At 76.7% G+C, this 11,552-nt stretch carries 6 protein-coding genes; 3 read left to right on the top strand and 3 right to left on the bottom strand.

The window, feature by feature from the left end; translation table 11 throughout:
• Positions 1-123: 123 nt before the first annotated feature.
• Complete coding sequence (locus RM780_RS17470) at positions 124-942, bottom strand: hypothetical protein (RefSeq protein ID WP_311631675.1); 819 nt, start codon at positions 940-942, stop codon at positions 124-126.
• A gap of 350 nt (positions 943-1,292) precedes the next feature.
• Here RM780_RS17470 and RM780_RS17465 point away from each other — a divergent pair, with 350 nt between their 5' ends.
• The 3 genes from RM780_RS17465 (at position 1,293) to RM780_RS17455 (ending at position 5,855) form a co-directional block, all read left to right on the top strand.
• The gene (locus tag RM780_RS17465) at positions 1,293-2,096 is read left to right on the top strand and encodes an alpha/beta fold hydrolase (RefSeq protein WP_311631674.1); all 804 of its coding nucleotides are present in this window, start codon (positions 1,293-1,295) and stop codon (positions 2,094-2,096) included.
• Positions 2,097-2,351: 255 nt separating this feature from the next.
• Complete coding sequence (locus tag RM780_RS17460; protein WP_311631673.1) at positions 2,352-4,331, top strand: heavy metal translocating P-type ATPase; 1,980 nt, start codon at positions 2,352-2,354, stop codon at positions 4,329-4,331.
• Between the two features lie 282 nt (positions 4,332-4,613).
• Positions 4,614-5,855, top strand: a complete 1,242-nt coding sequence (locus RM780_RS17455; protein ID WP_311631672.1) for a cytochrome P450 — start codon at positions 4,614-4,616, stop codon at positions 5,853-5,855.
• A gap of 190 nt (positions 5,856-6,045) precedes the next feature.
• On the opposite strand, the gene RM780_RS17450 is transcribed toward RM780_RS17455, so the two are convergent.
• Both RM780_RS17450 and uca read right to left on the bottom strand, forming a co-directional pair.
• Entirely contained in the window at positions 6,046-7,761 is a 1,716-nt protein-coding gene (locus RM780_RS17450) for an allophanate hydrolase (protein WP_311631671.1), read from the bottom strand.
• 167 nt (positions 7,762-7,928) lie between these two features.
• Positions 7,929-11,552: an urea carboxylase gene (gene uca / locus RM780_RS17445; protein ID WP_311631699.1), complete on the bottom strand. Its 3,624-nt coding sequence runs from the start codon at positions 11,550-11,552 to the stop codon at positions 7,929-7,931.

Raw genomic sequence — 11,552 nt, 5'->3', positions numbered from 1 at the left:
CCGTGCGCACCCGAACGGAAGATGACTTCTGAACGAATGCCTGACCGGCCCGGGCCCGCGCCCGGGACCTGGACGGCAACGGCCGCGGCGGCGCGCCGGTCCGGCAGTGCGGCGGCGCGGCGGTCAGGGATCCAGCGGGAGCTGATCGCCGGTCGCGCCCGCCTCCAGGCGCGCGTAGTCCGGGTGATCCAGGCGGTGGTGGGCGTAGATCTGGTCGGCCCACGGCGGGTCGAAGGGCGTGAAGGAGCGCAGGCCAAGGACCCGGCCGATCGGCCGCTCGGGGTGGCCGGCGTTGAACTCGGCCACGGCCGCGGCCTCCCCGATCTGCTCGATGGTCCCCGGCAGATCGTCGAGATAGCAGGTGACCCGCGGCAGCACGTGCTCGTGCGCCGGGCCCCGGAAGAGGTCCAGGGCGGTCGCCGTCGAGGAGTAGTAGTCCAGGTCCAGGCACACGAAGCCGACCGGGTGCTCGCGCAGCAGGCCCGCGCGCGTGGCGAGGTAGTCCGGCAGCGTCTCCGCGAGTTCCCCCAGCACCAGCTCCGCCGCGCCCAGCCGGGCGCGCAGCCGCTCGTGATCCATGGCGTAGAACCCGGGCCCGAACAGGTAGGGCAGATCCCGCCGGTCGCGCGCGGCCGGCATCCCCGCGCCGCTGTCGAAGCCGACCACCCGCACCGCGACCCCCGTGGCCGCGGCGTAGTACCGCGCGTGCGCGGCCAGTGCCAGCAGGCCGTTGCCCCCGGCCACCCCGAACTCCACCACCGTCACGCCGCGATGCCCCAGCCGCGCGGCCAGCTCCGTGGCGCGGCGGACCCCGTACGCGTAGTGCGGCCGTTCGACCAGGCCGAACCGGTACGCCGCCGCCGTGCCCACCCCGGGCAGCCGCCGCAGCAGCCGGGTCAGGGGAGCGTGCCGGGTGCCGGACTTCGACCAGTCCCACAGCACGTCGGCCGGCCCGCCGGAGGGCCGGCGGCCGAACGGATGCCCCTTCTGCGCCGTCGTGCGCGAACCCCCGCGATTCCTGCCACCCCTGCCGCCCCTGCGCACCCGGCGCCCCCTCCCTGAACGATCGCGGCCCCCGCAGCCCCAGCCAGGATGGTCGACCGGCCGCCCCGCGAGCCAGGCGCATTTCGGCTCTCCTCCGCGAGGACGAGGCGGACCGGTCGACGTGGGGCGAGGTGGCCGCCGGCGACGGCTTCCACGTCTCGGACTGCGACGTCCCCTCCGCCTGGCCCGACGCCCCGGCCCCCGCGTTCGGTTGAGCACCGGTCGGCGGGCGCCTCACACTGGTGGGTATGGCTGAACTTCTCGCGAGATCCGCCGATGGCGCGTCCGTCAGCGCTCTGGACGACGGCGAAGGGCCGAGCCTCCTCCTCGTGCACGGAGGCGGCGAGAGCCCGGCGGCCTGGGAGGGCGTCGCCCGGTCGCTGAGCCGCGACTTCCGGGTGGTGCGGCTCGCGCGCCGCATCTACGTCCCCGGGACGTGCGTTCCGCCGTCGTACTCCGTGGCCGTGGAGGCGGAGGACATTCTCGCGATCGCCGGGCTCCTGGACCGGCCCCTGCTCCTCGCCGGGCACTCCTCGGGGGCGATCGCCGTGCTGGAGGCCGCGGTGCGGGCGCCGGGGGTGGCGGCCGGCCTGTTCCTCTACGAACCCCCGGTGCCCTCCCACTCGTTGGTCGGGGCGGAGGCGGCCCGCCGCGCCCGCGCGGCCTTCGCCGCGGGGAGTCCCGGCGAGGCGCTGCGCATCCATCTGCGGGACATCGCCCGCGAACCGCCGGAACGCGTCGAGGAGGTGCTCGCGCGCTCGGAGGCGCGGACGTCGTTCGCCGCGAGGGTGGAGGCCGGGCTCGCCGACATCGACGCGCTCGATGCGCTCGGGGTCGGCGTCGACCGCTACCGGCGGCTCGCCGTCCCGACGACCCTGGTGGAGGGGGACCGGACCTCGGCCTCGCTGCGGGAGCGGCTGGCCGACCTCGCGGCCACCCTGCCGGACGCCCGCATGGTCACGCTGCGCGGGGAAGGACACACGGCCCACCGCACCGCCCCCGCCACGCTGGCGCACGCGATCCGGGAGGCGGCCGGGCGCCTCCCGCGCTGACGGCCCGCCTCGCCCTCCGCTTCCGGGACGCCACCGAGGGCACCGTCGAGGTCGGCAGCGCCGACGTCCGGGACATCCCGCCCGAAAGCCTGCCGCAGCAGGTCGCCCTCGTCTTCCAGGACCCCGGGCCCGCAGCGCGGCCACGAGCCTGACCCCGCACGACATATGAATGAATAGATGTTCATGTATTCCTGTTACGATGGGGAGGCTCGACGCTGCCCGTCCTCCTTCCCCCTGCGAAGGACCCCTGTTCCGATGTCTTCCGCCCTCACCCGCCCGCCGTCCCGTGACACGAGCGCGGGCGACGCGGTCGCGCCCCCGCGGCGCACCCGGATCCTGGCGCTGCCCGAGGCCCGCTGGGCGGCAGCGGCCCTGGCGCTGTTCCTGATCGCGCTCCCGCTCCACCTGCTCGGCGCGCCGGCGTGGTCCTGGGGGCCGCTGTTCGCCCTCGCCTACGGCGCCGGCGGCTGGGAGCCGGGCTGGGCCGGGCTGCGGGCTCTGAGGGACAAGACGCTGGACGTGGACCTGCTGATGGTCGTCGCGGCCCTGGGGGCGGCGGCGATCGGGCGGGTGCTGGACGGTGCGCTGCTGATCGTCATCTTCGCGACCTCCGGCGCGCTGGAGGCGATCGCCACCGCCCGCACCGCCGACTCGGTCCGCGGCCTGCTCGACCTCGCCCCCGCCACCGCCACCCGCCTTCTGGACGACGGCAGCGAGGAGACGGTCCCCACCGAGCGGCTGGCCGTGGGCGACACCATCCGGGTGCGCCCGGGCGAGCGGATCGGCGCCGACGGCCGCGTCCTGGACGGCGCGAGCGAGGTGGACCAGGCCGCCATCACCGGCGAGCCCCTGCCCGTGGCCAAGCGGGCGGGCGACGAGGTGTTCTCCGGCACCGTGAACGGCACCGGCGCCCTGCGGGTGAAGGTCGAGCGCGACCCGTCCGATTCGGTGATCGCCCGCATCGTCGCCATGGTCGAGGAGGCCTCCGGGACCAAGGCGCCGGCCCAGCTGTTCATCGAGAAGGTCGAGCGGCGGTACTCGATCGGGATGGTGGCCGCGACGGTCCTCCTGTTCGCGCTGCCCCTGCTGTTCGGCGCGGCGTTCCGGCCGACGCTGCTGCGGGCGATGACGTTCATGATCGTCGCCTCCCCGTGCGCGGTGGTGCTGGCCACCATGCCCCCGCTGCTGTCCGCGATGGCGAACGCCGGACGCCACGGCGTGCTGGTGAAGTCCGCCGTGGTGATGGAGCGGCTGGGCCGGATCGACGCGGTGGCGCTGGACAAGACCGGCACCCTGACCGAGGGCGCCCCCCGGGTGACCGCCATCCACCCGCTGCCCGCCTCCGGCCTCAGCGAGGATGAGCTGCTGCGGATCGCGGCGGCGGCCGAGCACCCCAGCGAGCACCCGCTGGCCCACGCCGTCGTGGACGCCGCCCGCGCGCGCGGCCTGGCCATCCCCGTGGCGGAGGGCTTCGTCTCCGCCCCCGGCACCGGCGTGACGGCCATCGTCGAGGGCAGGACCGTCACGGTCGGCAGCCCCGCCCGGCTGCTCCGCGAGCGCGCCGGTCACGCCGCCGCCGCGGTCGCCGCCCGGCTGGAGGAGGAGGGCGGCACCGCCGTCCTGGTCGAGGTCGCCGGCACCCCGGCCGGGGTGCTGGGCATCGCCGACCGGCTGCGCCAGGACGCCGCCGCCACCGTCAAGGCCCTCACCGCGCTCGTCGGCGGCACCCCGGTGCTGGTCACCGGCGACAACCCGCGCGCCGCCGCCCGCCTGGCGGAGGAAGCGGGCATCACCGACGTCCGCGCGGGCCTGCTCCCGCAGGACAAGGTCGCCGCCGTCAAGGAGCTGGAGCGGGCAGGACGCAGGGTCCTGGTGGTCGGCGACGGCGTCAACGACGCCCCCGCACTCGCGGCCGCCCACACCGGCATCGCCATGGGCCGGGCCGGCTCCGACCTCGCCCTGGAGACCGCCGACGCCATCGTGGTGCGCGACGAACTGGCCACCATCCCCACCGTGGTCGCGCTCTCCCGCAGGGCCCGGCGCCTGGTGCTGCAGAACCTGCTTATCGCCGCCGTCTTCATCGGCGGCCTGGTCGTCTGGGACCTGGCCGGGCACCTGCCGCTGCCGCTGGGCGTCGCCGGGCACGAGGGCTCCACCGTCCTCGTGGGCCTGAACGGCCTGCGTCTGCTGGCCGACGGCGCCTGGCACCGCGCCCGCGCGGCGAACGGCCGCTGAGCCCCCGCGGTCACAGTTCCTGCCGTCCCTTCCTCCGTCCCCCGCTCCTCCGCGGCGAAGAAGCGGGTACACGGCGGGCGCCGGAAAACGCTCGATGGAGCGATCCGGGTTCGGCCATGATCCCGGACTCGGGAGAACGTTCCTGCTTGAGCGCCGCGCCGGGTGGACGGCGATCGGGATGGCCGGAAGAGACCGGTCAACGGCCCGGGCCCTCACGGCAGTTGCAGCATCGGGGAGGCATGCCGCGAGTGGCGGAGACGTATCCGACGGGCCGGAGGGGCAGTGACGCACCAGGCGCAGGCGGTCAGCCGCGAGGAGGAACAGGAGGCGCCGGTCGTCTACACCACCGAGCGCGAGGGCCTGTTCGGGCCGCCGCCCGGCCTGGCCCGGCTCAACGAGCGGCAGCCCCTGGCCCGGATGCGCTACGCCGACGGGCACCTGGGCTGGCTGGTCACCGGCTACCCCGAGGCCCGCGCGGTCCTCGCCGACGAGCGGTTCAGCTCCCGGGCCGAGCTGCGGCACCCCCCGCTGTCCGCGATGCGGGAGGAGGGCGGGCCGCGCCCGGCCCCGCCCGGGGTCTTCGCGATGATGGACGAACCCGCGCACCGGCGCTACCGGCGGCTGGTCTCCGCGGAGTTCTCCGTGCGCCGGATGCGTCTGCTGGCCTCCTGGATCGGGCAGGTCACCGAGGAGCGGCTGGCCGCGATGGAGGCCGGCGGGCCGCCCGTCGACCTGCACACCGCCTTCTCGGTGCCCATCCCGCTGCGGGTGATCTGCGAGATGCTCGGGGTCCCCCTCGGCGAACGCGGGCGCTTCCTGCGGGACATCGAGCAGTGGAGCACCTTCCGCGACGGGGGCAACGTGGGCGAACGGCGGGAGGCGTTCGCCCAACTGGCCGCCTCCATGGGCCGGCTGGTGGCGCTCAAGCGCGCCGAGCCCGGCGACGACATCCTCAGCGGCCTGGTGCACGCCCGGGACCCGGTCACCGACGAGGAGGCGAGCGGCCTGGCGTTCATGCTCCTGGTGGCCGGATTCGACTCCATCGCCGCCCAGTTGACCATGAGCGTCGCCGTGCTGCTGACCGAGCGCCCCGACCTCCACGCCGCCCTGCGCGCCGACCCCGGGCTGACGGACGCGGCCGTGGAGGAGCTGCTGCGGTTCCTCTCCGTCACCCAGCACGGGCCGCTGCGCACCGCCCTCCAGGACGTGGAGATCGGCGGGCAGGTGATCAGGAAGGGCGAGAACGTGATGATCTCGCTGAGCGCGGCCAACCGCGACCCCCGCCGCTTCGCCGACCCGCACCGGCTGGACCTCGGCCGGGCCAACGCCATGTCGCACCTGGCGTTCGGCTACGGCAGCCACCAGTGCCTGGCCCAGCAACTCGCCCGCACCGAGCTGCGGATCGCCCTGGCCGCACTCCTGCGCCGCTTCCCCGCCCTCCGCCCGGCCGTCCCACCCGGTGAGCTGAGCGTGCGCCCCAACCGCCCCTTCCACCGCCTCCAGGAGCTGCCCGTCGCCTGGTAGGGCCCGCGGGCCGGCGGACCCGCGAGAGGGCCGGGACGGCTCCGGCCGGCCCCGCGGGTGCGCGGTCCACCTCGCGAGGTCCTGCGTGCCGATGGCTGCCCCTCGGCGGCGGCTCGGCCTGGTCGCCCGGGATCGCCCGTTCCTCGCTGGTGCCGACGCAGTCCCAGGGGAGCGGCGCCGCGGTCCGGGGTCAGCGGTTGAGGTAGGCCCGCCAGCCGCCGTAGGAGGTGATGTCGAGGGCGTCGTCGAGGGCCGAGGGCTCGCAGAGGAAGCCGGGGACGGTGGTCGCGTCGGCCAGCGTGACCCGGCCGATCGTCATCGGGCGGGGCAGGGCGCCGGCCAGCTCCCCGAGGCCGGCCGGGGGAAGCTCCCAGATCTCGGTCTCGATGGCGGCGCCGCCCGCGCCGACGTGGACCAGACCGGGCTTGGCGGGCTCGGTGCGCAGCGCGTACAGCCGGTAGACCGGGGCGGTGGCCGTGGTGCGGAGCAACCGGCCGCCGAGGGCGAGGAGCTGGGGGTTGAGCGGCTGGCCGGTCAGGTGCGCGCCGACGACCGCGAGCCGGCTGGGCGGGGGGAGCAGGCCGGCGATGGCGGCCAGCCGGTCGTCGGTGCCGGCCGGGCCGATGAGCATGACGCCGAAGGGGCGGCCGTGCGGCTCCCCGGCCGGGACGGCGACCGCGGCGAGGTCGAAGAGGTTGGTGGAGTTGGTGAACCGGCCGAGCCGGGCGTTGACGCCCAGCGGGTCGGCCGCCACCTCGGCCAGGGTGGGGTGGTCCGGGGTGGTGGGCAGCAGCAGCGCGTCCGCGTCGCCCAGGGCGGCGAGCGCCGTGGCACGCAGGGCGGCGAGCCGGGCCTGGTCGGCGAAGAGGCGGTGGGCGGGGATGTCGCGGGCCCGGCCGATGATCCCCGCGACCACCGGGTCCAGGCCGGGGCCGCCCCGGTCGACGAAGGCACCGACGGCGGTGTACCGCTCGGCGACGAACGCGCCCTCGTACAGCAGGGCGGCGGCCTCGGTGAACGCGGTCAGGTCGACGGCGGCGAGGCGCGCCCCCGCCGCGGCGAGCCGGGCGGCGGCGGCCCGGTAGGCCGCCGCCCAGCCCCGGTCCAGCGGCCCGAGCTGCGCGAGCGGCGGGACGGCGACCCGCCAGGGCCCGGGGGCGCGCCGGGGCGCCGCGCTGCCGGCCGGCCCGGCGGCCAGCGCCAGGGCGAGCCGCGCCTCGGGGAGCGTGCGGGCGAAGACGCTGACGCAGTCCAGGCTCGCGCAGGCCGGCACCACGCCGTCGGTCGGCAGCAGGCCGCGCGACGGCTTGAGTCCGACGATGCCGTTCAGCGCGGCCGGCACCCGGCCGGAGCCCGCGGTGTCGGTGCCCAGCGCCAGGTCGGCGATGCCCAGCGCCACCGCGACGGCGGAACCGGAGCTGGAGCCGCCGGAGATCCGCTCCGGGGCGTGCGCGTTCCGCACCGCGCCGTAGGGGGAGCGGGTGCCGACCAGGCCGGTGGCGAACTGGTCCATGTTGGTGGTGCCCAGGACCAGCGCCCCGGCCGCCTTCAGCCGTGCCACGACGGGGGCGTCGCGGTCCGGCAGGTAGCCGTACGAGGGGCAGCCGGCCGTGGTGGGCAGCCCGGCCACGTCGATGTTGCCCTTGACGGCCAGGAGCCGGCCGGCGAGCGGGAGCGCGGCGTCGCCGGACGTTGCGTCGGCGGTGCGCCCGGACGTTTCCCCGCCGGGGCCGGCGGCGGCTCCACCGTCCGGGTCGCCGGGGTCGCCCGGGCGGCGGGCGTCGAGGGCGCGGGCCTCGGCCTCCAGCTCGGCCTGCGGGCGGAGGCTGATCCAGATCTCGGGACGGCCGGTTTCGGATATGCGCCGGTAGGCGGCGCGGACGCGGTCGAGTGCGCTGGGGAACATGACGGGCTCCTCGGCAGAGGCGGGGACAGGGGAGCGGGCGTGCGGCAGGCGGCCGATGGCCCGGACCGGCCCACGTCCTCCGGACCGGGCTCGCGCGGACAGCGCGTCCAGACGGTCGCGCCGGCGCGTCACGGCGCGTTCGGTACGGGCCTCACGGGCCCCCGGGCTCACCCCGGCGCGCCCGCGGGCGGGGCCAGCACCAGCAGCGGGGTGCCGGCCGCCACCTGGGCGCCGGCCGCCGTCAGGATCTCCGCCACCACGCCGTCGGCGGGCGCGTGCACGGGCGTCTCCATCTTCATCGCCTCCAGCGCGAGCAACGGCTGTCCGGCGCTGACGCGCTCGCCGGGCGCGACGTTCACCTGCCAGACCGAGGCCGCGAACTCGGCCTCCAGCAGCCGCCCGCCCGGCGGCACGGTGACAGCGGCCGGCGGCGCGGCGGGAGCCGCGACCGCCGCCGCTCGGGCGAACTCGCCGGACGCCTCCCAGGCGGCCCGCTCGGCGGCGAACGCCGCCGCCTGCCGCGCCCGGAACTCCGCGATCGAGGCGGCGTTCCCGGCCAGGAAACGCTCGTGGTCGGCGAGCGCGAACGTGCCCTCCTCGATCCGGGGCGCGAACAGGCCCGCCGCCATGTCGGCGCGGAGTTCGAGAAGTTCCTCGGCGCCGACCGGATACCACCGGATCCGGTCGAAGCAGCGCAGCAGCCACGGCCGCCCGTCGCGGAACGCGCCGCGCTGCTGCCAGCCCGACCACACCTGCGTGGTGCGGCCCACGAACTGGTAGCCGCCGGGGCCCTCCATGCCGTAGACGCACAGGTAGGCGCCGCCGATGCCGACGGAGTTCTCGGCGGTCCAGGTGCGGGCCGGGTTGTACTTGGTGGTGACCAGCCGGTGCCGGGGGTCCAGCGGGGTGGCGACCGGCGCCCCCAGGTAGACGTCACCCAGGCCGAGGACCAGGTACTCCGCCTCGAAGACGGTGCGGTGCACCTCCTCGGCCGAGGCCAGGCCGTTGATCCGGCGGATGAACTCGATGTTCCACGGGCACCAGGGCGCGTCGCTCCGCACGCCCGCCATGTACCGGGCGGTCGCCTCCCGGGTGGCGGGATCGTCCCAGGACAGCGGCAGGTGGACGGTGCGGGAGGGCACCACCAGTTCCTCGGCCGGCGGCAGCCCCGCCTCGATGCGGGCGAGCGCGGCCACCAGTGCCTCCTGGGAGAGGGCGTCCGGGTCCGCGAGGTCCAGCCGGATCTGGAGCGAGCGGATCGCGGGGGTGAGGTCGCGCACGCCCGGCAGGCCGGCGGCCGTCACCGCCTCGGTCAGCGCGTGGACCCGCATCCGCAGGGCCAGGTCCAGCCGCATCTCGCCGTACTCCACCAGGACGTTGTCGTCCCCGCCGCGGCGGTAGGTCACGTCCGGGCCGCGCCCCAGCACGCCGCCGTCCACCACGGCGGCGCGGTCCGCGGCCGGTGGGGCGGCGGGGGAACGGCGCAGCGCGGCGGCGGCCCGGTCGGTCACCGGCACGAACCGCACGGTGTCGCCGGGGCGCAGTTGCCCCAGCTTCCAGCGCTGGCCGGTGACGACCGTCGCGGGGCAGACGAAGCCGCCCAGCGACGGCCCGTCGGGGCCGAGCAGCACCGGCATGTCGCCGGTGTAGTCGACGGCGCCGACGGAGTACGGGGTGTCGTGGATGTTGGACGGATGGAGCCCGGCCTCGCCGCCGTCCGCGCGTGCCCAGCGCGGCTTCGGGCCCACCAGCCGGACGCCGGTGCGCGCCGAGTTGAAGTGCACCTTCCACGCCGCGGCGTAGAACGCCCGCATGTCCTCCTCGGTGAAGAACTCCGGTGCGGCGTGCGGGCCTTCGACCACGCCGAGGTGCCAGACGCCGGGGAAGCCGGGCCGTTCCCCGGCGGGTACGGCTGCCGGCGGCGCGCCGGGGGCGGCCGGGCGGGCGTGCAGGACGTCGCCGGTGCGCAGCGCCCGGCCGCCGTGTCCGCCGAAGCCGCCCAGCGTGAAGGTGGCGGCGCTGCCGAGGAACGCGGGCACGTCCAGCCCGCCGCCGGCGAACAGCACGTAGGTGCGCAGCCCGTGGCGGTCCGGCGCGCCGACCGCCAGGGTGGCGCCGGCCGGGACGGTGAACGGCTCCCACTGGGGCGCGGCGGCGCCGTCGACGGTCACCGGGGCGGGCGCGCCGGTCACGCAGACGGTGGTCGGGTGGCTGAACCGCAGCCGTGGCCCCTCCAGGACGCATTCCAGTCCGGGCGCGCCCTCGGCGTTGCCCAGCGCGCGGTTCCCCAGGCGGAAGGAGAGGTCGTCCATCGGCCCCGAAGGGGGCACGCCCACCCCCCAGTAGCCGGTGCGCCCCGGCCAGTCCTGGACGGTGGTGAGGGTGCCGCCGGCCAGCACGTCGACGCGGGGCGTCGGGTCGTGGCAGGTGGCGAGGGTGGCCGTGGAGTGGGTGGCCGCCGCGACGGACGGCTCGCGCAGGGCGGCGCGGACCAGGCCGAGGTTGGTCTCGATGCCGTCGATCCGGGTCCCGGCCAGCGCGCGGTCCAGGGCCGCGAGCGCCCCGGCGCGGTCGTCGTCCCGGACGATCACCTTGGCCAGCAGCGGGTCGTAGGCCGTGGTCACCTCGGTCCCGGTCTCGATCCAGGAGTCGACCCGGAGGCCGGGCGGGGCGCCGGCCGGGAACTCCACCCGGGTGAGCAGTCCGGCGCTGGGGCGGTGGTCGCGCGCCGGGTCCTCGGCGTAGACGCGGGCCTCCACCGCGTGCCCGCGCGGCGGGCCCGGGTCCCGCACCACGGCCGTGTCGCCCTGGGCCAGGCGCAGCATCCACTCGACCAGATCGACGCCGAACACCGCCTCGGTGACGGGGTGTTCGACCTGGAGGCGGGTGTTGACCTCCAGGAAGTACGCCTCGGCGCGGGCGGCGTCGTAGACGAACTCGACCGTGCCCGCCGAGCGGTAGCCGACCGAGGCGCACAACGCCCGGGCGGCGTCGTGGAGCCGGGCGCGGACCGCGCCGGGCAGGCCGGGGGCGGGGGCCTCCTCGACGACCTTCTGGTTGCGGCGCTGGAGCGAGCAGTCGCGGTCCCCGAGGATGACCACCCGCCCCCGGCCGTCGCCGAAGACCTGCACCTCGACGTGCCGGGCCCGTTCCACCAGCCGCTCCAGGAAGACCCCGGCGGTGGCGAACGCCGCACCGGCGGTGCGGCGCACCTGATGCCAGGCGTCGGCGAGCCCGGCCGCGTCGTGCACCGCGCGCATGCCGATGCCGCCCCCGCCGCCGGTGGCCTTGAGCATCACCGGGTAGCCGATTGTCCCGGCGGCGCGCAGCGCGGCGGCCAGGTCCGGCAGCAGCCCGGTGCCGGGAGCGAGCGGGACGCCGGCCGCCTCGGCGGCGGCCCGCGCGGTGTGCTTGGTGCCGAAGAGGTCCAGTTGCCCGGGGGTCGGGCCGACGAAGACGATCCCGGCGGCGGCGCAGCGCCGGGCGAATCCGGCGTCCTCGGAGAGGAAGCCGTAGCCGGGGTGGATCGCGCCGGCTCCGGTGTCCTTCGCGGCCCGCAGGATCAGTTCGGGGTCGAGGTAGGACTCCTTGGCGGGCGCGGGGCCGAGGCGGACCGCCTCGTCCGCGAGCCGGACGTGCGGCGCCGCTCGGTCGGGGTCGGAGAAGACGGCGACGGTGCGCAGCCCGAGCCGGCGCGCGGTGCGCAGCACCCGGACGGCGATCTCGCCCCGGTTGGCGACCAGCACGGTGTCGAAGGCGCCGGCCGCCGTGCCGTTCGGCGCGCCCGTCAT

The sequence above is a fragment of the Streptomyces boetiae genome (assembly GCF_031845405.1).
GTDB lineage: Bacteria > Actinomycetota > Actinomycetes > Streptomycetales > Streptomycetaceae > Streptomyces > Streptomyces boetiae.
Note: the sequence above shows the minus strand (reverse complement) of the source record. Positions and strands in the feature narration are given on the sequence as shown.

Coding starts and splice junctions, on each gene's coding strand:
- RM780_RS17465 (WP_311631674.1), top strand. CDS start 1,293: ATGGCTGAACTTCTCGCGAGATCCGCCGATGGCGCGTCCGTCAGCGCT.
- RM780_RS17460 (WP_311631673.1), top strand. CDS start 2,352: ATGTCTTCCGCCCTCACCCGCCCGCCGTCCCGTGACACGAGCGCGGGC.
- RM780_RS17450 (WP_311631671.1), bottom strand. CDS start 7,761: ATGTTCCCCAGCGCACTCGACCGCGTCCGCGCCGCCTACCGGCGCATA.
- uca (WP_311631699.1), bottom strand. CDS start 11,552: ATGACGGGCGCGCCGAACGGCACGGCGGCCGGCGCCTTCGACACCGTG.